The sequence below is a fragment of the Citrobacter sp. CRE-46 genome (assembly GCF_059615875.1).
On record NZ_JCAPUG010000003.1, the window covers coordinates 54612 to 75560 of the forward strand.

Annotated in this window: 26 protein-coding genes and 2 pseudogenes; 9 read left to right on the forward strand and 19 right to left on the reverse strand. The window is 47.6% G+C overall.

Annotated features, from left to right (window positions below):
- Nucleotides 1-78: 78 nt before the first annotated feature.
- Entirely contained in the window at nucleotides 79-240 is a 162-nt protein-coding gene (locus AC534G_RS26385) for a hypothetical protein (RefSeq protein WP_239043177.1), read from the forward strand.
- Nucleotides 241-272: 32 nt separating this feature from the next.
- Here the strand turns inward: AC534G_RS26385 and AC534G_RS26390 are convergent, their stop codons facing one another.
- The 3 genes and pseudogenes from AC534G_RS26390 to AC534G_RS26400 form a co-directional block, all read right to left on the reverse strand.
- The gene (locus AC534G_RS26390; protein ID WP_253076354.1) at nucleotides 273-620 is read right to left on the reverse strand and encodes a hypothetical protein; all 348 of its coding nucleotides are present in this window, start codon (nucleotides 618-620) and stop codon (nucleotides 273-275) included.
- Between the two features lie 32 nt (nucleotides 621-652).
- Nucleotides 653-1588: a DUF1281 domain-containing protein gene (locus tag AC534G_RS26395; protein ID WP_253076353.1), complete on the reverse strand. Its 936-nt coding sequence runs from the start codon at nucleotides 1586-1588 to the stop codon at nucleotides 653-655.
- A 37-nt stretch (nucleotides 1589-1625) separates the two neighbouring features.
- Nucleotides 1626-1873: pseudogene (locus AC534G_RS26400) on the reverse strand (hypothetical protein).
- A 254-nt stretch (nucleotides 1874-2127) separates the two neighbouring features.
- On the opposite strand from AC534G_RS26400, the gene umuD reads away from it, so the two are divergent.
- Both umuD and AC534G_RS26410 read left to right on the forward strand, forming a co-directional pair.
- Nucleotides 2128-2541 carry a translesion error-prone DNA polymerase V autoproteolytic subunit gene (umuD, locus tag AC534G_RS26405; protein ID WP_253076352.1) on the forward strand — a complete coding sequence of 138 codons (414 nt, stop codon included), beginning with the start codon at nucleotides 2128-2130 and terminating at the stop codon, nucleotides 2539-2541.
- Nucleotides 2541-3812 (forward strand): Y-family DNA polymerase, encoded by a 1272-nt coding sequence (locus AC534G_RS26410; protein WP_253076351.1) that lies wholly within the window; start codon nucleotides 2541-2543, stop codon nucleotides 3810-3812. Before umuD ends, AC534G_RS26410 begins: the two co-directional genes overlap by 1 nt.
- A 3-nt stretch (nucleotides 3813-3815) precedes the next feature.
- Here AC534G_RS26410 and AC534G_RS26415 read toward each other — a convergent pair whose 3' ends face one another.
- The 8 genes from AC534G_RS26415 to AC534G_RS26450 form a co-directional block, all read right to left on the reverse strand.
- Nucleotides 3816-4205, reverse strand: coding sequence for a plasmid partitioning/stability family protein (locus AC534G_RS26415; RefSeq protein WP_202837843.1), 390 nt, complete (start codon nucleotides 4203-4205; stop codon nucleotides 3816-3818).
- 4 nt (nucleotides 4206-4209) lie between these two features.
- Entirely contained in the window at nucleotides 4210-5184 is a 975-nt protein-coding gene (gene parM, locus AC534G_RS26420) for a plasmid segregation protein ParM domain-containing protein (RefSeq protein WP_097361874.1), read from the reverse strand.
- A 282-nt stretch (nucleotides 5185-5466) separates the two neighbouring features.
- Entirely contained in the window at nucleotides 5467-5856 is a 390-nt protein-coding gene (locus tag AC534G_RS26425) for a hypothetical protein (RefSeq protein ID WP_253076350.1), read from the reverse strand.
- A 2-nt stretch (nucleotides 5857-5858) separates the two neighbouring features.
- Nucleotides 5859-6488, reverse strand: coding sequence for a nucleotide-binding protein (locus AC534G_RS26430; protein ID WP_042313791.1), 630 nt, complete (start codon nucleotides 6486-6488; stop codon nucleotides 5859-5861).
- Between the two features lie 513 nt (nucleotides 6489-7001).
- On the reverse strand, nucleotides 7002-7520 hold the full coding sequence (locus AC534G_RS26435; protein WP_253076349.1) for a peptidase M14: 519 nt from the start codon (nucleotides 7518-7520) through the stop codon (nucleotides 7002-7004).
- Between the two features lie 308 nt (nucleotides 7521-7828).
- Nucleotides 7829-9220 carry an ISKra4-like element ISKpn19 family transposase gene (locus AC534G_RS26440; RefSeq protein WP_014839878.1) on the reverse strand — a complete coding sequence of 464 codons (1392 nt, stop codon included), beginning with the start codon at nucleotides 9218-9220 and terminating at the stop codon, nucleotides 7829-7831.
- A gap of 36 nt (nucleotides 9221-9256) precedes the next feature.
- Entirely contained in the window at nucleotides 9257-9829 is a 573-nt protein-coding gene (locus AC534G_RS26445; protein WP_001493762.1) for a recombinase family protein, read from the reverse strand.
- Between the two features lie 136 nt (nucleotides 9830-9965).
- Nucleotides 9966-10556, reverse strand: coding sequence for a plasmid pRiA4b ORF-3 family protein (locus AC534G_RS26450; RefSeq protein WP_012477564.1), 591 nt, complete (start codon nucleotides 10554-10556; stop codon nucleotides 9966-9968).
- Nucleotides 10557-10720: 164 nt separating this feature from the next.
- Here AC534G_RS26450 and AC534G_RS26455 point away from each other — a divergent pair, with 164 nt between their 5' ends.
- The gene (locus AC534G_RS26455; RefSeq protein ID WP_253076348.1) at nucleotides 10721-10948 is read left to right on the forward strand and encodes a helix-turn-helix domain-containing protein; all 228 of its coding nucleotides are present in this window, start codon (nucleotides 10721-10723) and stop codon (nucleotides 10946-10948) included.
- Nucleotides 10949-10989: 41 nt separating this feature from the next.
- Here AC534G_RS26455 and AC534G_RS26460 read toward each other — a convergent pair whose 3' ends face one another.
- Both AC534G_RS26460 and AC534G_RS26465 read right to left on the reverse strand, forming a co-directional pair.
- A complete protein-coding gene (locus AC534G_RS26460; protein ID WP_253076347.1) occupies nucleotides 10990-11388 on the reverse strand; it encodes a hypothetical protein in 399 nt (132 codons plus the stop codon).
- Nucleotides 11389-11607: 219 nt separating this feature from the next.
- Nucleotides 11608-12318 (reverse strand): hypothetical protein, encoded by a 711-nt coding sequence (locus AC534G_RS26465; protein ID WP_496594624.1) that lies wholly within the window; start codon nucleotides 12316-12318, stop codon nucleotides 11608-11610.
- A gap of 308 nt (nucleotides 12319-12626) precedes the next feature.
- Here AC534G_RS26465 and AC534G_RS26470 point away from each other — a divergent pair, with 308 nt between their 5' ends.
- Nucleotides 12627-12845 (forward strand): hypothetical protein, encoded by a 219-nt coding sequence (locus AC534G_RS26470; RefSeq protein WP_496594625.1) that lies wholly within the window; start codon nucleotides 12627-12629, stop codon nucleotides 12843-12845.
- A gap of 442 nt (nucleotides 12846-13287) precedes the next feature.
- On the opposite strand, the gene AC534G_RS26475 is transcribed toward AC534G_RS26470, so the two are convergent.
- The 6 genes from AC534G_RS26475 to AC534G_RS26500 form a co-directional block, all read right to left on the reverse strand.
- Nucleotides 13288-13599: a hypothetical protein gene (locus AC534G_RS26475; protein ID WP_253076345.1), complete on the reverse strand. Its 312-nt coding sequence runs from the start codon at nucleotides 13597-13599 to the stop codon at nucleotides 13288-13290.
- 565 nt (nucleotides 13600-14164) lie between these two features.
- A complete protein-coding gene (locus AC534G_RS26480; protein ID WP_253076411.1) occupies nucleotides 14165-14431 on the reverse strand; it encodes a DUF6953 family protein in 267 nt (88 codons plus the stop codon).
- 440 nt (nucleotides 14432-14871) lie between these two features.
- Entirely contained in the window at nucleotides 14872-15645 is a 774-nt protein-coding gene (locus tag AC534G_RS26485) for an HNH endonuclease (RefSeq protein ID WP_253076410.1), read from the reverse strand.
- A gap of 158 nt (nucleotides 15646-15803) precedes the next feature.
- Nucleotides 15804-16082, reverse strand: coding sequence for a hypothetical protein (locus AC534G_RS26490; RefSeq protein WP_253076409.1), 279 nt, complete (start codon nucleotides 16080-16082; stop codon nucleotides 15804-15806).
- A gap of 9 nt (nucleotides 16083-16091) precedes the next feature.
- On the reverse strand, nucleotides 16092-16610 hold the full coding sequence (locus tag AC534G_RS26495; protein WP_253076408.1) for a hypothetical protein: 519 nt from the start codon (nucleotides 16608-16610) through the stop codon (nucleotides 16092-16094).
- Nucleotides 16607-16807, reverse strand: a complete 201-nt coding sequence (locus tag AC534G_RS26500) for a hypothetical protein (RefSeq protein ID WP_253076407.1) — start codon at nucleotides 16805-16807, stop codon at nucleotides 16607-16609. The genes AC534G_RS26495 and AC534G_RS26500 overlap by 4 nt, the downstream gene beginning before the upstream one ends.
- Before the next feature lie 616 nt (nucleotides 16808-17423).
- Here AC534G_RS26500 and AC534G_RS26505 point away from each other — a divergent pair.
- The 4 genes and pseudogenes from AC534G_RS26505 to ltrA all read left to right on the forward strand — a co-directional run bounded on the left by AC534G_RS26505 (nucleotide 17424) and on the right by ltrA (nucleotide 20876).
- Complete coding sequence (locus AC534G_RS26505) at nucleotides 17424-18056, forward strand: recombinase family protein (RefSeq protein ID WP_275396288.1); 633 nt, start codon at nucleotides 17424-17426, stop codon at nucleotides 18054-18056.
- A 53-nt stretch (nucleotides 18057-18109) separates the two neighbouring features.
- Entirely contained in the window at nucleotides 18110-18310 is a 201-nt protein-coding gene (locus tag AC534G_RS26510) for a hypothetical protein (RefSeq protein WP_275396287.1), read from the forward strand.
- Nucleotides 18311-18455: 145 nt separating this feature from the next.
- Nucleotides 18456-18548, forward strand: a pseudogene (locus AC534G_RS26515) (Rpn family recombination-promoting nuclease/putative transposase); the annotation flags it as partial.
- Nucleotides 18549-19157: 609 nt separating this feature from the next.
- On the forward strand, nucleotides 19158-20876 hold the full coding sequence (ltrA, locus tag AC534G_RS26520; protein ID WP_275396286.1) for a group II intron reverse transcriptase/maturase: 1719 nt from the start codon (nucleotides 19158-19160) through the stop codon (nucleotides 20874-20876).
- Nucleotides 20877-20949: the final 73 nt, after the last annotated feature.

Consider the following 20949-nt stretch of genomic DNA (forward strand, 5'->3'; position numbering starts at 1 on the left):
ACCGTGGAATAACGAGCCGACAGTCCCCATCGTCGGCGAGCTTATGCCGCGAAAGCGGCTTGAAGGGCGCTCCTTAAAATGCGAGTGGATGGCGTAAAATCACAGCGACGCCGGACAGGAGCGGAAAAACCGCCCGTCCCGTGTCCGTCCGGGCGCGGCACACTGGCTCCGGGCAGTGGATATCCCCGCGCCACGCGCGGCATGGATGCGGAGCAGCGCGACATCATTATTCCTGCCTGAAGTACCGGGCAGTCGCCCTGCCCGGCATTCCGTCAGCGGGTGATATCCCGCCAGTCATTGGCCCACTCATCGCGCAGTACCGGCGCGTCTGTTGAACCAGTCACTGTCCACGCATCGAGGAACTTCAGCCCGCGCAGGATACTGTTCTCCACGTCATCGAGCAGAATGATGCTGTTGAACCAGACCACGCCTGCGGCATATTCCCACCGATGCCGGTCATCCTCGCGTTGCAGTGCTGGCCACCAGGTGCGCCCCATTTCCAGAACGCCCGCTTCGGCATGCTCCAGGTCAGTCGCGCTAATCAGGTAATACACCATCATTTCAGTGCCACCGACGTCGATGCTCAGGCCAACAAGCCAGGTATTCAAATTTAATTCCATGTTATTCCGGGCGGTTTCCCGCCCGCCTCCGGTCAGCCGCCAAAATGCGCCACGTTGTTGATAATCCACTCCGGGCCGGTTACGTCCGGGAAACTGTCCTCATCGTCCGGGTCAGCCTCGCCCCACTCCAGCTCGTCCGTGATGTACACATCTGTTTCGCCGCTGACGTACCGGGCATAACCGCAGTAATTACAGCCCTGCTCCGCAAACCAGTGCTCCACCTCCCCGCCATACCGCTGACAGAGTTCAGCCACAACGTCTTCGCCGACCGGACTCCAGGGGGTATCAAAATCCACCGTCAGCGAGTTCTCTCCGGCGAAACAGATATCTGCCTCATAACCGACCGGCCACTTGCAACCGTACTGCTTCAGATAGTGGTCATATGACGACGGGACACCCGTCAGCAGACCACCGTTGAAGGCGTTCACCTCAATATCCAGACGCGTCGGCAGCACGTCGCGGAAATCCATTGGATCAGCAGCAGGTACGGCAGAACCGACGTCACACAGGCTGTCCCACCATTCATCCACCGGCGCAGGCCGGAAACTGTCCTCCCAGTCGAAAGACTTTTGCTGGTACAGCTGACGGATGACCACCTGTTCCGGTTCACTGAGGGTGTCCCAGCGGGCATGGGCAATATGACTGTCCAGCCAGCACTGATGCAGCTTCAGGCAGGTTTCCACATCCAGTACAGCTCCGGCCATAAACATCGCCAGCCAGTCGCTGTACGCCTGCACTGAAGGCCGATTGTCTGCGGCCGCCCCGTGAGCAACCAGCTGCGGGTATGGCGGGTAACACAGTTCTGTCAGGGGGCGCAGTATCCCCGCGCAGCCCGCCTGGAAAAGCTGGATACCTTCTTTTCTGGCGCGGCGATGCAGAGACTGTTCACCTCCGGCAATCCACGTTTTAAGGGCATAACTGTTTTGAATACCACTGAACATCAGTCTGTTGGCACACCAGTTCGGCATGGGAAGCTCCTTACACAGTCAGGGTGGGCAGGAGGCATCACCGCGATACCGTTCCCTGCCGCACGCTGCCTGTTCGTCGCGTCCGGTAACGGGTCAACGCCGATCGTGGAATACCGCAGCCGTCATTTTTTTTGACGGCAAGGTTATGCCGCGAAAGCGGCTTGAAGGGCGCGCCTTAGAAGGCGAGGGCATGGCGTAAAATCACAACGACGCCGGGCCTGAGCGATAAAGACGCCCGTCCCGTGTCCGTCCGGACGCGGCACACTGGCAGCGGGTGGCAGTCAGCTACTGGCGGGCAGAAATGGCCAGGGTGACCAGAGGATTTGTGGGAAGGGAAAACACCAGAGTGGGAGCAGATGACATACCAACAGTTCTGCGCCGGTCCTCCACAGGGTTATTAACCGATTCTGTGGATAACCTGACATCTGTTTTTCCAGGCAGAACAGTTACCTGACGGGAAACGGTAAAATTTTACTTGCAGGACAGGAAATATCTTAAATAATACTGTATATGCAAACAGGTATTTTAAGAGGTATGCCATGTTACTTTTTGTCGCCCCCGAACAGGAGCCGGTGCCGTCCACTGCCCCACTGTTCACCGAACGTTGCCCGGCGGGTTTTCCGTCGCCGGCCGCCGATTACACGGAGGAGGAACTTGACCTGAATGCCTGGTGTATCCGGCGTCCGGCTGCAACGTTCTTCGTCAGGGCTATCGGGGATTCAATGAAAGAGATGGGCCTGCATTCCGGCGACCTGATGGTGGTCGACAAAGCCGAAAAGCCGCTGCAGGGTGACATTGTCATCGCGGAAACTGATGGCGAATTCACGGTTAAACGCCTGCAGCTGACACCCCGTGTCGCCCTGCTGCCGATGAACCCGGCCTATCCCACTCTCTATCCGGAAGACCTGCAGATTTTTGGGGTGGTGACAGCCTTCACCCGGAGCACGGACTGATGTTCGCTCTGGCTGACGTTAACAGCTTTTACGCGAGCTGCGAGAAAGTATTTCGTCCCGATTTGCGTGACAGGCCTGTGGTGGTCCTGAGTAACAATGATGGTTGTGTAATCGCGCGCAGCGCTGAAGCGAAACGGCTGGGCATAAAAATGGGAGTGCCGTGGTTTCAGCTGAAGTCGGTGAAATTTCCGGAGCCGGTCATCGCGTTCTCCAGTAATTACGCGCTATACGCATCGATGTCGAACAGAGTCATGGTTCACCTGGAAGCGCTGGCGCCACGCGTTGAGCAGTACTCGATTGACGAGATGTTTCTCGACGTGCGGGGTATTGACAGCTGCATCAATTTCGAGGATTTCGGCCGGCAGCTGCGTGAGCACGTTCGTTCCGGCACGGGGCTGACCATCGGCGTCGGAATGGGCCCCACGAAAACGCTGGCAAAGTCTGCACAATGGGCCTCCAAAGAGTGGCCACAATTTAGCGGCGTACTGGCGTTAACACCGGGCAATCCCCGCCGTACAGAAAAACTGCTGTCACTGCAGCCGGTGGAGGAGATCTGGGGGGTGGGCCGCAGGATCTCAAAGAAACTGAACACAATGGGGATCACCACAGCACTGCAGCTGGCCCGCGCGAATCCAACGTTCATCAGGAAAAATTTCAATGTGGTTCTGGAGAGAACGGTCCGGGAACTCAACGGAGAAAGCTGTATTTCACTGGAGGAAGCTCCGCCGCCCAAACAGCAAATTGTCTGCAGCCGGTCATTTGGAGAGCGAGTCACGACGTATGAAGCAATGCGGCAGGCAGTCTGTCAGCACGCAGAACGGGCCGCCGAAAAGCTGCGCGGCGAACGGCAGTTCTGCAGGCATATTGCCGTATTTGTGAAAACATCGCCGTTTGCCGTAAATGAGCCCTACTACGGTAATCTGGCCAGTGAAAAGCTGCTCATCCCCACGCAGGATACACGGCACATCGTTGCCGCTGCCGTCAGAACTCTGGACAGGATCTGGGTGGATGGTCATCGTTACGCAAAGGCAGGCTGTATGCTGAACGATTTCACACCAACCGGGGTATCGCAACTGAATTTGTTTGATGAAGTACAACCACGGGAACGGAGCGAGCAGCTGATGAAAGTCCTGGATGGTATTAACCATTCAGGACTTGGGAAAGTATGGTTTGCAGGACGCGGGATTGCGCCAGAATGGCAGATGAAGAGAGAAATGCTTTCACCGGCATACACGACCCGTTGGTCGGATATTCCCTGCGCATCGATCTGAGTCTCAGATAAATTTCTTCATTTTTTCCCGCATCAGCTCGAGGCGCTGCTTTTCCTCATCCTCTATAACTTCCGGCTGAGGAGGTTGTATGGCCTGACCTGTGCCCATTTCAGCGAGAATATCCCGAATGTCGGCACGGGATGGTTTCCACCCCGTAGTCTGGCTAAGTAACCCGACCAGCTGGTCCGCACTGAAATCCCTGTCCAGCAACACAGCAAGTAAACCAGGAAGTCGCGGATCAAGCTGATGCAGAGCCAGCCCGGAGATAAATGCCCTCCGGTATAACTCCCCTCTCTCATTCCGCGGTACAGACTCAATTATGTCCAGGGACATATTGTCTGCCGTCTGATCCGGATGAAGATAGACAGTAAACTTCTTCCGCTCATCGCCCACAGAATTACTCCCCTTTAAATGCCGCGATAGCTTCCACAAGTGCTGTTTGTGGTGAATCCATCATCACAACTTTCTGGCCCAGGTGATGCCATGCAGCCTTAACCGCTCCCTCGATCAACGGTGCACCACCGCCAATAATGTAAACCCGGTTAACATGGCGGAATCCGGCAAGGTCATCAACTACACGCTCACCCAGACTGGCGATTGCACTTTCGATAGTATCCAGAACAAGGGGTATTTTGCTTTCATCATTAACAACCTGACGTACAAAATCAGGGTCGTGACGCTGTTTGATTAACTCATTAGCAACCATCGAGCTGGTATCACTGGAGGCCATTTTCAGCGCAGTGAGTGCTGCACTTGTCACCATAGATACACCAATTTCTGCATTTCCATGAATTGCGCTGACTGAGTCAAACTGACCAACGATAAGACCAACATCAAGACTGGTGCCCCCCAGATCAATCACAAGAGATTTTTCAAAGGGCCCTACATTATCTTTTACCAGTTGAGCAAAAACGGCAGGCAGGGACTCAGGCATGACTTCAACATGTTCAATGGTAAACACTTCGCCCTTGTTGAGTTTTACTGGTCGCATCAGGTTGTCAATTTTACGCTGAATGTTCAGCTCATTTTTCTGGCACTCTTTTGTATAGAACTCGCTGATGGGCAAAGTCACTGTTAAAGATACCGGCTGCGGTTTTAATCCGCTGTTCAGAAGACCATGATGCACAGCGAGGACATTCACATCGGTATACTGATACTCAATATGAGTAGTCAGGATGGATTCGTTACTGACTTCATCATAAGTGTACTTTTTGCCTTCCAGTTCATAGTTAAAGGTCTGGCGTGCGCCCATCCCTTCTACTTTCCAGCCCTGACGGAATGAGTTGGAAGACAAACCTGTCTTCAATTTACCTTTATCTGCGAACCATGCGAGCTTTACTGTGGTAGAGCCATCATCACAAGCAATATTCATACTATCTCCATTGATACTCAAATTGAGTATTTATACCTAACCCATATCATTCAGGTGCGAGCGGAAGGCCCTCAAATCGAGTACCAATACTCAATCTGAGTATTTGCCGCACATCCAGTGATACTCATTTTGAGTATCATAACGCATTTTCATAGCAGCAATCTAGCATAAAGATAGCTTTCAGATAGCAGCAATCAAAATTCTAGATTGCGTTATGATTGCTGCAATATTGCAGCAAGATTATATAACTAAAAAGATAGCAGCATCATGCTGCTATCCGGATTAATAGCCCTTCTGTGCCTTATAAGCGATAAGCGCGTTCTCAAGAACTTCGACCAGTTTGATACCTTCGCGCTCTGCAATGTCACGAATTTCATTATCAAATTCAGGGGTTACCCTGGTCGCAAAAGGAATAATACGATATGTTTTTCTAGCTGAACGGCCATCACGACGGGTGTACGGCGCGGAATTGATCACCTGAGTCGTCGCCGGTGTCATTGTTTCAGGTACAGAAGAAGCCGGTGGTACGGGTGCAGTTTGCTCAGCAGCATCAGGAACGACAGCTACAGGAGCCACTTCCGGTGAATTAAGGCTGGTTGCGACTTCTTCAGGCCCCGGAGGATTCCCCAAATTTTTGCGAGTCCGGTTTTTTAGCTTAGATGCATCAGCCATTACTATTCTCCAATCTTGTCTATAAGCGACTGTATAACTTCATCGGCATTTTGTTTAAGCCGCTTATAACGCGTTTCCGTCACGGCTAAACCCGCATTCATGGCCTGCCGATAGGCAGGAAACTCATACAAACAACCGGCTAATGTTTCATAGCCAGCTTCACTTATATATGCCCTGGCTTCAGCCTCTTCTGCCTCGGTGCCAACACGGCTTAACGAAAAGACTAACTTGGAGCGAGGGATGCCATCTTTAACGAGAGCATTGAAAACCTTAATTGCAGGTATTAAATCATCGAGCGAAGCCCCTGTCGGTTGAACAACGAGATCAGCGACTTTGGCAATTTCCAGGGTTCCCTTACTTGCTCGTGCGGGCCCATCAAGAATCAGAAGGTCGACATCACCTGCTGACTCGATAGCCTGCTTTGCTGTCCCAAACAACTCAACTGAAGCAGCAGGAGGTAAGCCGGCAGCCAGACGACGGCGATGCCAGTCCGAACTGGTTGCCTGCTCAAGGTCTAAGTCTGCGAGCTTAGTTTTAATACCGCTGTTGGTAGCTTCCCGGGCCAGTGCTCTGGCCTTTGTGCTTTTACCAATCCCGCCTTTCTGCGATATAAATCCAACTATCCAGGCCATAAAGCCCTCCGGTATTGCTGCAAGATTGCAGCATACTTGATTTAGGACCTCCACAGCAGAGGTCAATATCTGAGCATCAATCTGGCATCTTGCAGCTAGATTGCAACATAAAAAATCATGCTGCAAGATTGCTACTTGATTGAAGCATTATAGAAGCAATCCAGACAATACGGAACTGATGAAAAATTCAGTCACGACGGCGTGGTGTGTTAGAATTCAAAACTGCAATCTTGCAGCTATATTGCAGAAAGATTGCGGCTATTAAGTTATAAGCAGATCAGTCACAACCCGACGCTAACGCAGTAACGTAATAACATAGTTCTAACCTTAAGTCCCAGGTAGCACGAACGCTGCCTCTGTATACTTTTCAAGCCGTGACAGGCATTTGAGCTGTCAGGAGACAAAGTTGATGATCGATGTTCAGGAGAGGCTCACCGGTCGCAGAACTGCTGGCATAAACCTACTGTGACGTAATTTCTCCGCTACCAGGACTTTCAGGCATTTCTGTCCAGCTCACTTGCGCCAATGTTTCCAGACCTTCCACCATGCCACAGGTGGATCCATCAGCGCCGCTCTCTCCTTCCGCAATTCAGCATTTGCCAGCCCCTGAAACAATGCAACCTTATCCCGCGCATCGTTACGATAGGAACGGATAATGTCCTGATCCCCTTCCTTATTCTGAGTAACAAACAGAGATACCGCATATTGGGCATGAAAGGCAGCAGTCCGAATGTCATCAGTAGAAGTGACACTTAGTTCATTGTGAATACGCATGTAATTAATGTAATCATCACTGTCACCCCGGCAATCCTTAAACAAATACGTTTGCATAAGTGATTGTGACATTGAAAGAAAATCTATGTATCTCCCGGTTCGTATATCAATTTCCTTTAGATGCAGTGCCGCACGTTCTTTCCTCGACTCATGCCGTTGTGTTAGCTTGAGAGTCAAATAACCACCTAAAAAGGTAATCAACGATCCCAGCCCAATTTTAACGGCATTATCTGCAACATCAGTCCATTCAACAGCCATGAGTTAGCTCACCACGCATCAAGTTAAACAGTCAGTTTAAATCCTACTCATTTGGACATAGGGGTTTGAGGGCCAACCGTACGAAAACGTACGGTAAGCTAAAAATGAACGTCTGAAAAATCGATTAGCAGACAACGCTGTCCATTAAATGCCATTTTTCGATTAAAAAGACACCATTTTAAGGATGTTTTTCTATGTCCATTATGTTTTGATATATCAGACAGTTACTTCACTAACGTACGTTTTCGTTCCATTGGCCCTCAGACCCCGTCCAGTAGAGAGCATAAAAAATATTGGGGCAGCGTGAGCTATGCTGCCATCGCTGGTCCCTTCCCGTCACTTTGAAAACCCGGATACCAGCAGACAAATTTATCCTGCAGTTCGTTATTCAAAACGGCGGTCCGGGTCTGTAACAAATAATGAGCCCCTTTTCTGCTCCACTGCATCTGCTGCTTTTTGGCCATTCGTCTGGCGATCACTTCATTGATCGTGGATTCCACAAACGCGGTTGATACCGGCTCTCCGTACCGACGCATTTCGCCGTAGTTTGGGATCATCATCTTATTATTCCGGATGTAGGTATACATTTCATCCAGATGTTTTTGCAGGGATTTCAGGCTAGGATAGCTGAGTTCAGGGTCATCGCAATACATAACGCAATTATCAATATGTTCCAGCGCAGCGACAACATTGCCATGCCAGAGATATCGTTTAATGCTTTCCAGCAGTGCCAGAACTTTACTCCCCGCCTCTGGATCTGATACCAGCAGTCCCCGGGCATATTGCATGAGCACCGTCAGCCTCATGGTGATATGAAACCAGTCCAGCACATGCGTTGACTCAGGGTACATACCGAACTGGAGGTCCCTGAGATTATCCGCGCCGTCGGACAGAAAAAATATCTGCTGGTTGGCCTGCATTCCCTGCGCTGAAAGGTGGGTCATGAGCCTGCGTTCCGGATGACAGTCATCCTTCTGAACAAAACCGAAGCGGCGGGTGTCAGCAGGCGCACCAACGGAAAAAGACTTCCCGGCAATAATTTCAAAATTACGCTTTTTGTCATCCCGATCGCGAACATAACCACCATCTATACCCACCACAAGCGGTTTTCCTGGCCTGGGCAGGTTCCCCCAGTCGCGGGGGCAGCCGGAAAGAAAACCTGAATGAGCTTCAGCCTCAGCGTCAAGACGCTGCGCCACCTGGCATAAATGATTCCTCACCGTTGAGGCATTCAGGCTGTGGCCCACCGGCAGAATATCTTTCAGCAGACGAGTCGTCATTTCATAGGAGATCATCGAGGCCCAGCGGGTTTCAATATATTTCAGTGCCGGGTGAGAATAATCGCCGGCCCAGTCGCTGAGCAAACTGACTGTCTTTGTATCACTCTCTTCACAACGGCACCGGTACACCCGAAGCCCGGATACCGGAATAACGCCAAACAGCGTCCGGTACCGTATTTTCTGTTTGCCTTTGATTCTGCGCGCAGCAAGGCAGTGAGGGCACCGGATATGGTGTTGAGTATATTCGTCTGCCTGCAGCTGGACCACCGACTGCTGGACCGTATTCAGCAACAGCTTGGATTCTGACACCGATAATCCGATGTCGTTCCGGGTCTCCCCTGATTTCTGGATTGTCATCAGTTCCTCCGTTCGACTGGAGCCTGATTCATCGGTGATGACTATCTGGAGCGTCAGTTGCATCATTGCCTCCTGCTGTGGTGGATGACTATCTCCCGGCTACTGGTTGTTCATCTGGTGACGAAGCTTATAATATGTGGAAACGCCAAGGCCCGCATGGTCGCAGGCGATCCTGAGCCTGACCCCTCTGCTTCTGAGTGCGTCAATTTCCTGGATCTTTTTGATATCGGCGCCGGGGCGCCCTGTTTTTTCACCCCGTGCTTTTTTCGCGGCGATGCCGTCGGCCTGCCTTTCCTTCAGTAAGGCTCGTTCAAACTGGCTGAATGCCGACATCATGTGCAGCTGCAGTTCCTGCATCGGATTGTTTGTGCCGGCGCTGAACGTCAGCTGCTCTTTCAGAAAAATAAGGGTAACGCCCTGGTCACGAAGCCGGGTGGTGACAGCGCACATATCCGACATATTCCGGCAAAGGCGATCGATGGAATGAACCAGAAGCGTATCACCAGGGCGTAATTGCCCCAGGAGTTCCTGTAACCCCGGGCGGTTTGTGTCCTTCGCGCTGGCATGCTCAACACAAATTTTATCAGGCTGAAAACCCGCCTTTGACAATGCCTCTTCCTGACGGGCCGTATTCTGATCGGCCGAGCTTACCCTGATGTAGGCATATTGCACGCAAAACCTCCGGAAGGTCTTTAAACATCATAGAGATTTAAAGAATAATCCATAAACACTGATTTAGGGAGGTTTATAGACATTTTTTCGGGGATCTGAGAGGCATGCTGAAAACGTATACCTTTATAGACATCAGTCAGCGACGACGGCCCAGCCAGATAACTTCAGGCTCCAGTACCGGAGATGCAAGGTCGAGCCTGCTCAGTTGCCGGTTGATTTTGTGGCGGTTGAACCTGACAGCATCCAGGTCGTCAGCAAAAGGGCGGATCTCGCCGACCGTTGTTTCATCATCCGCATTAACGATAGCTTCAAGAAACGCCAGGGTTTTATCGAACTCATCCGCAGCTGTGGCTCCGGGCATACCATGGCCGCTTATACAAAACGGCGCTTTCAGCGTAGAGTTTTCATAAATGGCCTCAACACGAATGTCATGAAGCCAGTGCTCAAAGAAATTGTATTCATAGGTAAAGCGATCGCCAGCATCAAAAGCAAAATCATCAATCACGACCCGGAACGGATTATCGACAAAACCGATGCCTCCTTCGTAGGAGATACCGTAATCTTTGCCATAAATGTGAAATTGATGGAGATGGTCGTCCCCCCAGCCCTGCACTATCTGGAAAATGAAGTGAAGCGCGGCCAGTGACGTGTCGGCAGCAATTCTCAGCCGACGCCAGACCATCGGACTGACTCCATGAACTGCTATTTTGATGACGTAGATCTTCATAGTCAGCAGGTATTGTTATGAAATGATGGTGGTTATTTTAACCCCTGTAGATGGCATCATTCGATGGCTGCCCCGAGGTTTTTCATGCTCTCCGTCCAGTACTGCTGGCAGTCTGGGATCTGGCCTAGTAAGATGGCTGCAATAAAATTAAAAAGGAAATAAACATGCCCTCAAAAACCCAAAAACTTTCGGCAACTAAGTTGGCTCGTATGCGAAACGAATCGGTAATTGAGGTTCAGCAACAGCTCATTGAACGCGGGTATATCGAAGCTACTAAATCAGGACTATTTTATTTCACTGAATCCGGCCGCAAGGCAGGCGGAGAAATTCGGAAAAATCACCCTGATGCGAGTGAGGGACACATGGTTTGGCCCGAAAGCATTTTGCTCTGATTTCCCTGACCTGGACGTTCAGGTAATTCTGTCCAGAGAATTTAGTGTGGCGGCCAGAACCATTGAGCAATCATATCGTACCCATTTAGTATAGTTCCGATGCCTCCGATAACCATTGCTGAAATGGAATACAACCATTTATGCTTTCCCACAAAGCGCTTTAGCTTTTCCGCCCAAGTCAGTGATGCCTCATGGAGTTCGATCAGCGTTATCCATTGCTGAATCTGCTCTTTATAATGTTTACAGAGACTTTCGCTTATTATTTCTTGCGATAGCGGTCGGCTTCTTGGTAACCACCCACAGGGCGCAGGCGGCTTAATTTCGTGCAGTTCAGTACCGAAGTTAATGCGTTGTTGGTTAAGACGCTCTACAACTATACGAAGTTCATCCACAGTAATATCAGAACGGGAACAAATACCTTTCAGTTGAGCCAGTGTCATAATCGCGTACTCTTGTGGTTGATGAGTTCGATTATATCATCATTAGATTTTTTGCGGGGAAGTGGCACTGTGAAGCCCATTTATAATAAATCTCATCACTTAGACATTCGAGTTAGTCTGTCCAGTTAGGCTAGAAATTCGGGATCTAGCCTGGTAAACTGGTTTAACGAACTAAAAAACCGGGAGAATTCTACATGTGGGCAACAGGTGCAGCACCTGTCAACTTTTATTAAACCCAGCGTGTTCAAATGCACCAAATGTTTCCTGATGTCTGCCTATGAACAATTGATTTTCACTCTCCAGTTTATTGAGTAATGTCATTAACACGTTAATGATATTATTAATTGCCCCACTCTGAAGAATGATAAATTCATTCTGGATTCTGAAATGCACGTTCTGCTCACAAAACGATTCTATTGCTTTGCTTTTTTTTCCAACTTTTCCGTTGTAATGCACTAATCGGTTTCTGATTAGTTTTATATTCTTTAAATATTCCCATTCTTCTTTGAATGATGATAAATCAAACCCCATTACTTTCTGCATATACTCTGAAATATTATCCAGGACGGCGTGTCTGCTCAGGCTGTCAAAATTAGCTTTCTTACCCATGACATCCTGATTAAACCACGAACAGTAATCTAAAATAGTGTATTCAGTCTGGCAATAGAGAGATACCAGTATGGTCTCACGATGAAATCTTGGCGCTGTGCTTTGTGCAATAATAAGTTCTTCTACATAGGTATCAACAATATCTTCGTGATGTTCTGCGTCTGCGTCTCTTATCTCTGAAAGCATAGAGTTGTTAATATCATCTCCTTCATTTTGCCAGTACACTTCACTGTGACTGTGAAATTTTTTTATTGTGTGCAATTCGGTTTTAAAACTGTTCAATATATGAAAGTAATTACATCCGAAGAAATCAATTTTCATTTAGACGCCATCTGTTCGTAATTATATTAATGTATTGGGTATTTTACTGCGAATATCTCTGCCGGGGTAGTGTGCTTTGACGTGCAGTTTGTGGAAACGATTTTCCATGCTCCGGGCCGTTTTCCTGTACCCTGTCGGGGCGTCTTTTACTGGCGCTTTCGGAGTCTGCGTTCTGGCTTGTTCCAGGCACCGGAACCCCATCACTCTTAATTCCCGCCCGGATTGGACATACAGCACATTCTGTCTAGTTCTGCTGGCAGCGCAGGATCTGGCCTGATAGTATTGGGTGATAACGACAGGAGGTAGACATGACATTTTTTCTTATTATTGCGTTTGCTCTGATAGTCGTCGGTAGGCTTCTGCTGCGAAAGAGCCTGAATAAACTCCACAATGAGTATTACCGCCGCGCTGACGAGCGGGGATGTTCTGAACGTTATGAATCTATCGTTCGCCTTTACAACTCCAGAGATCCCCGCGTTTTAGAAACTGCTTATATGGAAGCCATTTCCTGCACTAAGGCCGGTTAAGCGGCCTTTTTTACGCCTCCCGTTTATATCCCTTCGACATTGGACATAAAGGTTATTCCGTCCAGTTCTGCTGGCAGCGCGAGATCTAGCCTGATATTATTGTGTAATAACGACAGGAGGTAGGCATGACATCTTTTCTTATTATTACGTTTGCTCTGATAGTTGTCGGTAATCTTCTGCTGCGAAAGAGCCTGAATAGGCTCCACAATGAGTATTACCGCCGCGCTGACGAGCGGGGATGCGCGGAACGTTATGAATCTATCGTTCGCCTTTACAACTCAAGAGATCCCCGTGATTTAGAATCTGCATATCGGGAAGCCATTTCCTGCACTAAGGCCGCTTGAGCGACCTTTTTTACGCCTCCCGTTTATATCCCTTCGACGTTGGACATAAAGGTAATTCTATCCAAGTAAAGAAGCTGGCCGAAGCCAGCTCAGTGCGATCACTGGTTCTTGAGCGCAAGGATAAGAAGCCCAAGAAACAGGATAGTAGCCCCCTGACTCAGAAGAGGGGCATTCATGAACGTGTCGAGCAATGGCAACATAATCGTACCTCCGATAACGGCTTTGGGATTGTTACCGCAGGCATTCGGTTGACGTAGATTGAATAGTTTTCTATTATCTTCATCACTTGAGGACATGCCTTTGGTGTGTTTTGAATTGGATTTGATGGCCGTCATTTCCAATCCAGTAATAAAGCTCTGATTATTCAGGGCTTTTTTGCTTTCAGACGTTGTGTAACGTGTCTCTGTCACTGCATTTTCACTCCTGATTTATTTTCCCAATATTTTAACACAACCAGAATCTGCGCCCGACTGTCAGACTGAAGACAGCCACTGAATACATGGTGATTCTTCTGGATAGCTATTCTAGTAAGGATTTATTTTAGTGCAACGGTTGATTTTGACGTAAAATTAAGAATGCAGTTGATGTAGAATACTCTATCCCGATGATTCATCTACATTAATTTATTTGTAAGCATCATGAATAAAATTTTGAAAATTTTATTCAGTGCTGATTTCTTCAACTGCGGTGATAATTGGAAAACAATAAAGGGATAACATTTATAATAAATCACGCAATAGATATTCTATTGCAGAGGTTAATATCTGCGATCCCCTTGCCTCGCTATCATCGCAACTCTCGATTTTCCAGCCCGGACGTAATAGTCTTTCCATTGCTGGCATTACCAGTCCTCGATGCGCCGGTACGGTCGCAGAACTGCTAGCAAACCCGCCCCGTCACGTAATCCTTTCCCCATATTGGACGTTCAGGTTTTTCTGTCCAGAACAAAAAACCGCTTACGCGGTTCTTTGTCTATCAATCTTGCTGTCTACCAGGCTTATCGTAAGAAGTTCTTTTACGCCAAGCTTTGTCACCTCGCTCCCAAATAACTACGTCGCCAGTTAGTTTTTTGAATTTGACTAAAACTTTTTTATCTATAGAGAGATTACCATTTTCATTTGTATAGACAAAGTTATCGCCAAACAAACTTTTTATTTTATACACAGCAACTTCTTGGTAGAGCCTGGATGACACTTCGACTTGAGACTTCATCCATTCAGCCACATCATCAATAGTATGCATTAATTTACCTCATAATTTTATTTGCCTAACCCGTTCCACTTATCGAGATGGGCATATTAATTCCCGCCCGGATTTGACATATAGCACTTTCTGCTCAAGTAAAAAAGCCCCAATGTGCTCCGGGCGCCGTGTCCGGGCAGATCACAACTCACTGACAGTATGCGCCAGCGGGATTATTCAGGTTCCGGGTTAATTCTCTTGGCACCTAGACACCCTGCGTCATCTGTCCGGATATCGTACCAAACTGGACGTTCAGGTGATTCTGTCGATCCGTTAGATGTGCAGAGCACACAGGAGTCGTTCTACGCCGGAAGCCACGCAGCGTCAGCGAGGGCTCAGAGCGCATTACGGCTTTAGCCGTAAAATCCCCAACACTACCGGCCGTTTGCGTGGCGCAGCTGCTTCACGCCATGGACTCTGCCCAAAGGCAAGGCTGTAGGTTACTTACTTAACCTAACCATTCTGCTCATTAGACTATGATGTAAATATGTTGTTTTATCTTTTGTTATTTTTATAGAAGTATCGTTCTTTTTTAACAACACTCCATGTAAATGTGTTTTACTTTTAAATTCATCCCAAAATTGTTTCTTTACCTTGGCATTAACTGGCTTTTTCGGAATTAATAAATAGAACCAAAAACTATTAAACGCAACCATTCTAACTATATAATTATTGGAGCTTAAGTTCAAACCGTCAATTAACCCACTTCTTAATAAATATGGTTCCAGTGGCTTTTCGTCATTTCCTGTCTCTAAATTAATTCTATTGGCCGAAGTAACAATTAGCAGTGACACAATAATCCCATCTGGTTTTTTTTCGCCATGTGCAATAAATGATTTATATTTTTCTAAAATCACCTTTGAACTATAGCCATTTTTTGAGGCCCTTGCTGAATTATATGATATTTTCAAAAGCACACGCAGCAATAAATCATAGTCATAATTGAATGTGACTTCATCACCAGGTTTTAAGGGTGTGATCATTTGATTTTTAAACGATTTTATGAAGTGCTGATCTAATTGAGATAAAACGCCATTGTTACATGTGGCACAGACATCTCTTATAACTAAATCACCTTTGAAAAAATAGTCATTTTTATCACTTACAGATAAAAGGTCTACGTTAAAGCTTTTTATTATCGCCGCAGGAAAAATATGTTCTTTTGTGAAGTTTGATGTGTTGCTGCAATAAGCACATGTTTTTTTAATCTCCAATCCTCTCTCCTTATTTTTTAAAATAATCTCATTAAATCCTTTGTTTCTATATCCACTTGACCCTTTCTCGGGTCTGCTGGCAAAGCGTCATCATTACGTTACCCCCGCACCAGCCTGGACGTTCCGGGGATGCTGTCCAGCATTGCATCCACAAGTCTCTACTGTATGAATCCTTTGTTACGGGCTGCCTTTATCATGTTCAGTTGGCTACCATTAAAGGCAGCATGGCAGTGCCTCATTGCCGCGTTCCTGTATTCACCGGCTGACGCCGTTGACAGGCTACCTGCGATAGCATTTGCCATTTTCAAATCCAGACCGTTCTCAACTTGCATAAGGTACACATATGCACGCACCGTTTTGCGCCCCCTGCTAATGGCATAAATAAAGACACCGATAAGAAGTAGTAAACCACAAGCAATAATCATTAATAGGTTCATGTCCAATTCTCATTTTATTTTTTCAGGGTTGTTAAGCGTTTCGTTAACCAATTTAAGCGCGCTATACTGAAATTCGCCAGCACCTAAGTAGGGTTTAAAGAGAGAATTAGAGAATAATTTCCCAATTCTTAATTTATAGGTTTTTTCAAACCTTGATTTATCCAGTTTATTATCAATGTAACGCTGGCATGCGATATCATAAACATTCAGCAAACTTTCTGACAGGCAATCTAGTTCGTAACCGTATGCTTCTTTAAAGACGAAAGCCTTACCTTGGCTTTCGGTTTCTTCTTTTAAATTTATATTAAACTTAGCCAGTTCAGCTTCAGCCTTAGAAATGAGCTCAAAAATTTTAATTTCTGAATCACCCAGTGAATTAAGGTCGCGTTTTAATGTCCGACTGGCACTCACCCAGGCCACGCCTGCTGAAAATACCGATATTACGACCCCTGCCGCATACATGTAATCCTTTAACGTAAATCCCGATGCGTTTACTGCAAGTGCTGTTGATGTAACGGGTTCACTCATGACTTTTTATCCCTTAACGCTGCAATTTCCTCGGCCAGTTTATCAGCAGAATCAAACGATATTTTTCCGCTCCGCTTTATGCTCGGACAAATAGCTTTATATTCACCGCTATTTTTCTGCTTCAGCGTCCCGACTTTTGCATCAGTACATGAAGCTTTCGGATTACTGCTTTGCTTTCCTGGTTTTTGGCTAGCCATATGTTATTCCTGAGTACAGTCGTGATATACAAATCCATTGTAAAATCCACTCCGTTAAACGTCTACTTTTACTGTTTCAGTTTCCAGCGCTTTCTCTGCCAGGACATATCGGCATTTCTGTCCGCTGCTGGCATTACATCAGCTGCAGCTGCGCGGCCATCTGCTATGGTGCAGGCATAACCCGGCATCGATGCGCCGGTGCGGTCGCAGAACTGCTGGCAGACCGCCCCCGTTATGTAATTCCCGCGCTGCCTGGACGTTCTGGTGTTCCTGTCCATGTCTAACCTATTGACGTTCACCCTCCACAGATACATTCCGACAACATACAAAAAATGCTATCCGTCCTGTACATTTCGGCACTATCGGAAAAAGTGTCCAGAAAATATTTTTGGTGATCGTATTTATTTTTGTTGACCCACATTGCAAACCGTGAGTCTGTTCAGAACTTGTTTCTGAACAGGGGAGGGGTTGGACAAGCCCGACGGGCGCGTCAGCCAGTCACATTCAGGTATGCTCTATATATACCATCCGAAAAAATACCGGCGAATGTTATTGTTACTACATAAGTGATACCATTATAAGCAAGACCACTTAAAAGTTACCAGAAGGACAAAATATGTTCGTTTTTGGTTACCTCCGGGCATCCACTTCAGAGCAGGATGCCAGCCGGGCAAAAAATGCACTGAAGGCATTTGCAAACCAAAATGGTCACCGTATTGCTGGCTGGTATATCGATAATGTCTCCGGTACGACAATGAACCGTCCAGAACTGATCAGGCTTCTTGGTGATGCGGAACCTGGTGATGTGATTCTCATAGAACAGGTCGACAGGCTTACCCGCCTGGATGATGCAGGCTGGGAGACACTCAGAAAGCAAATTACTGATAAGCAGCTGGCCATCGTCAGTCTTGATCTACCGACCAGCCATCTGGCGCTATCCAGCACAGTAAGTGATGACTTTACCCGAAGCATGCTGAAGGCCGTAAATGGCATGATGCTGGATATGCTCGCCGCTATTGCCCGAAAAGATTACGAAGACCGTCGACGTCGTCAGTCAGAGGGTATCAGTAAGGCGAAAGCTGAAGGAAAATACCGGGGCAGGGTGGCCGATGCGCAGAGACATGAACTGATACGCACTCTGCGTCTGGCCCACGGAAAATCACTGCGTGAAACAGCCCGCCTGGCTGGCGTATCAAAGATGACAGTAATCAGGGTCTGTAACGGCAATCATAAGCAGGATACTGATTGACGATACTTATTCACGTTAGGTTCAGAACAAACAATTAAGCTTATGGAGCGAATATGGCTGAAAGAATATCTCAAAGAGAACAGGAGTTGTTGGAGGAATTCCTTTGTACTGTTCTGGATGATTTCAGTAAAGGCAGTATAACCCGCCATCAGGCTGTCAGCGGTATCGCGACATTATATACAGCTGCCACAGAAGGACGGAGAGAAGAGGCTTTAGAATATCTGAGAGAGGGAAGAAAGTTGCTAAGGCAGTAATTGATGATGAGTAAAGATGGTTCAGGGAGGGGACCGAACCACCCCGGAACGGTCCCCTGAAGGAATGGCAATTCCGTTCATCGCCAATATTAGCTTTTTCCAGGCTGTGATAACATCTCCGGGTCATTTTTCAGAGCCAGGGCAGATGAAGAAGAAAAACAGCACCCCCACTCCTCACGATGCCACGTTCAGGCAGTTCCTGACGCAACCGGATATTGCCCGGGACTTTATGGAAATCGTGCGACATGAAAGTCGCCTGTGTAATTGTTTCTACGGGAAGTATTCCGGGAGAAACCTGATGTTCCGTCATCAGTAGCCTACCAATACATGCGGAACGGGTAAATGTTCGGTGTGAAGCTATTGGAACAATGTACCTAGGAAATCCGACCAATGCTGTGAAGCTAAGGTTTGTCTGCAAGCATCATGTGGACACAGGGCTAGGCTGAGTAGTATGACCAACAAATGTGAACTGCTGATAAACATCGTTATGAAAGAACAAGCCAAAGATGCTGGCAGGCTTGAACCAAAATGGTGCACGGTTGGCTACCTCTGTGATTTCTGGGGGTACACGGACACGAAAACCGTCGGTGGAGAGGCAGGGTCTAACCTACTTCGTTATTCAGGTGAAACATGGTAAGCCCGTATCACTGCCCTCTTGGGCAGGCAAACCGTAAGGAATGTTGTAAGTGGTGCGGGTAAGAGATTGTGGAAAAAGCGAATGCCGTCCTGTAATGGGATGGATAGAGGTTGAACATACGTAATATTATTTCACGCGAAAGCGGGCAGACTTCCACAAGGTCTTTCATTACGAGATAGTTTGATAAATCTTCACAGGAGGGAGTCGCAGATGACTATGCAGGATATTTCTTGCACAGGTGCACCCTCGCGCCAACGGATGGAATGGCACGATATAAACTGGGCCAAATGCCATCGGGAAGTGAGAAGACTCCAGACGCGTATCGTAAAGGCAACAAAGGAAGGCAGGTATGGCAAAGTAAGAAGCCTGCAACACCTGTTGACCCACTCGTTTAGCGGTAAAGCATTGGCCGTGAGACGAGTTACCGAAAATCAGGGCAAGAATACGCCCGGTGTGGATCGAAAATTATGGACCACTCCTGAAGCTAAGTCTCATGCGATCCAGTCACTTAAGCAACGCGGTTACCAGCCACAACCCCTGAAAAGAGTTTACATACCCAAGGCTAACGGAAAAACCAGACCATTAGGAATCCCGACGCTGAAAGACAGGGCTATGCAGGCCCTTTACATGTTCGCTCTCCTTCCGACAGCCGAGACGACAGCAGCTCGAAGATCCTACGGCTTTCGACCTGACAGATCTACCGCTGACGCCATAGAACAGTGTTTTGTTGTTTTTGCGAGAAAAGGTGGTGCTGAATGGATCATGGAAGGGGACATAAAAGGTTGTTTTGATAACATTAGCCATGAATGGTTGCTGGATAACGTTTTAATGGATCGCAAGATCCTGCATAAATGGTTAAAAGCCGGATACGTAGCAAATCGACAACTATTTCCAACGGAAGCAGGAACCCCACAAGGTGGGATAATATCTCCAGTCTTAGCAAACATTACTCTGGACGGCCTAGAGCCTCTGTTACAAACCCACTTCGGAAGGAAATTCCGTTTTCGGGGGCGAACATGCAGTCATAAAGTCAATTTCGTGCGTTACGCAGATGACTTTATAATTACCGGAAGCTCAAAAGAACAACTGGAGCAAGATGTTAAGCCGCTGATAGAGGAATTCATGAAGGAAAGAGGACTTACTCTCTCTCCTGAGAAGACCAAAATCACGCACCTTGATGGAGGATTCGACTTCCTGGGTCAGAATATACGCAAGTACAAGGGGAAATTACTAATCAAACCTTCGAAAACGAATATTAAGGCATTTTTGGAAAAAGTACGTTCGATTATCAGAAGTGGCAAGGCCATACCTCAGATAAAACTGATAAAAATGCTTAATCCAGTAATTAGCGGTTGGGCGAACTACCATCAACACGTCGTATCGAAGAAGGTGTTCGCCTCAGTTGACCACGAAATATGGAAAGCATTATGGCAATGGTCCCTGCGCCGTCATCCGAACAAGGGTAAAGGGTGGGTAAGAATGCGTTATTTTCATCGAACTCAGACCCGAAGCTGGATATTCGCAGTTGAAACCAGTGAGCGGGGAGCCAACGGGAAAAGACTGCTGAAATCCCTTCGACTCGCGTCAGATACACGGATAGTAAGATACAAAGCCATCAAGATGGATGCGAATCCTTTTGACCCTGAATGGGAAACATACTTTGAGGCTCGCATAAGCAGCAAAATGCAAAACTCCCTGAAAGGTAGAAAGAAGCTCTATAACCTGTGGGTAAACCAGAAGGGAAGGTGCGCAGTCTGCCATCAGTTAATCACATCGGAAAGTAGGTGGCATGTCCATCATATGATCCGACGGACGGATGGGGGAAGCAACGAAAATAGTAACCTCCTGATGGTACACCCTACCTGCCATAATCAAATCCATGCCCGTAATCTTCGAGTATTGAAGCCGGTTCACTACAACGAGCTTTGAAAGGCTTGAGCCGTATGAATCGAAAGGTTCACGTACGGTTCTTAGGGGGCGGTGGCACAGTAATGTGCTACTG

Excerpts from the sequence above, each read along its gene's own strand:
- AC534G_RS26385 (WP_239043177.1), top strand. The coding sequence starts at position 79 with ATGCGAGTGGATGGCGTAAAATCACAGCGACGCCGGACAGGAGCGGAA.
- AC534G_RS26390 (WP_253076354.1), bottom strand. The coding sequence starts at position 620 with ATGGAATTAAATTTGAATACCTGGCTTGTTGGCCTGAGCATCGACGTC.
- AC534G_RS26395 (WP_253076353.1), bottom strand. The coding sequence starts at position 1,588 with ATGCCGAACTGGTGTGCCAACAGACTGATGTTCAGTGGTATTCAAAAC.
- umuD (WP_253076352.1), top strand. The coding sequence starts at position 2,128 with ATGTTACTTTTTGTCGCCCCCGAACAGGAGCCGGTGCCGTCCACTGCC.
- AC534G_RS26410 (WP_253076351.1), top strand. The coding sequence starts at position 2,541 with ATGTTCGCTCTGGCTGACGTTAACAGCTTTTACGCGAGCTGCGAGAAA.
- parM (WP_097361874.1), bottom strand. The coding sequence starts at position 5,184 with ATGAATATTGCTTGTGATGATGGCTCTACCACAGTAAAGCTCGCATGG.
- AC534G_RS26425 (WP_253076350.1), bottom strand. The coding sequence starts at position 5,856 with ATGGCTGATGCATCTAAGCTAAAAAACCGGACTCGCAAAAATTTGGGG.
- AC534G_RS26430 (WP_042313791.1), bottom strand. The coding sequence starts at position 6,488 with ATGGCCTGGATAGTTGGATTTATATCGCAGAAAGGCGGGATTGGTAAA.
- AC534G_RS26435 (WP_253076349.1), bottom strand. The coding sequence starts at position 7,520 with ATGGCTGTTGAATGGACTGATGTTGCAGATAATGCCGTTAAAATTGGG.
- AC534G_RS26440 (WP_014839878.1), bottom strand. The coding sequence starts at position 9,220 with ATGCAACTGACGCTCCAGATAGTCATCACCGATGAATCAGGCTCCAGT.
- AC534G_RS26450 (WP_012477564.1), bottom strand. The coding sequence starts at position 10,556 with ATGAAGATCTACGTCATCAAAATAGCAGTTCATGGAGTCAGTCCGATG.
- AC534G_RS26455 (WP_253076348.1), top strand. The coding sequence starts at position 10,721 with ATGCCCTCAAAAACCCAAAAACTTTCGGCAACTAAGTTGGCTCGTATG.
- AC534G_RS26460 (WP_253076347.1), bottom strand. The coding sequence starts at position 11,388 with ATGACACTGGCTCAACTGAAAGGTATTTGTTCCCGTTCTGATATTACT.
- AC534G_RS26465 (WP_496594624.1), bottom strand. The coding sequence starts at position 12,318 with ATGAAAATTGATTTCTTCGGATGTAATTACTTTCATATATTGAACAGT.
- AC534G_RS26470 (WP_496594625.1), top strand. The coding sequence starts at position 12,627 with ATGACATTTTTTCTTATTATTGCGTTTGCTCTGATAGTCGTCGGTAGG.
- AC534G_RS26480 (WP_253076411.1), bottom strand. The coding sequence starts at position 14,431 with ATGCATACTATTGATGATGTGGCTGAATGGATGAAGTCTCAAGTCGAA.
- AC534G_RS26490 (WP_253076409.1), bottom strand. The coding sequence starts at position 16,082 with ATGAACCTATTAATGATTATTGCTTGTGGTTTACTACTTCTTATCGGT.
- AC534G_RS26495 (WP_253076408.1), bottom strand. The coding sequence starts at position 16,610 with ATGAGTGAACCCGTTACATCAACAGCACTTGCAGTAAACGCATCGGGA.
- AC534G_RS26500 (WP_253076407.1), bottom strand. The coding sequence starts at position 16,807 with ATGGCTAGCCAAAAACCAGGAAAGCAAAGCAGTAATCCGAAAGCTTCA.
- AC534G_RS26505 (WP_275396288.1), top strand. The coding sequence starts at position 17,424 with ATGTTCGTTTTTGGTTACCTCCGGGCATCCACTTCAGAGCAGGATGCC.
- AC534G_RS26510 (WP_275396287.1), top strand. The coding sequence starts at position 18,110 with ATGGCTGAAAGAATATCTCAAAGAGAACAGGAGTTGTTGGAGGAATTC.
- ltrA (WP_275396286.1), top strand. The coding sequence starts at position 19,158 with ATGACTATGCAGGATATTTCTTGCACAGGTGCACCCTCGCGCCAACGG.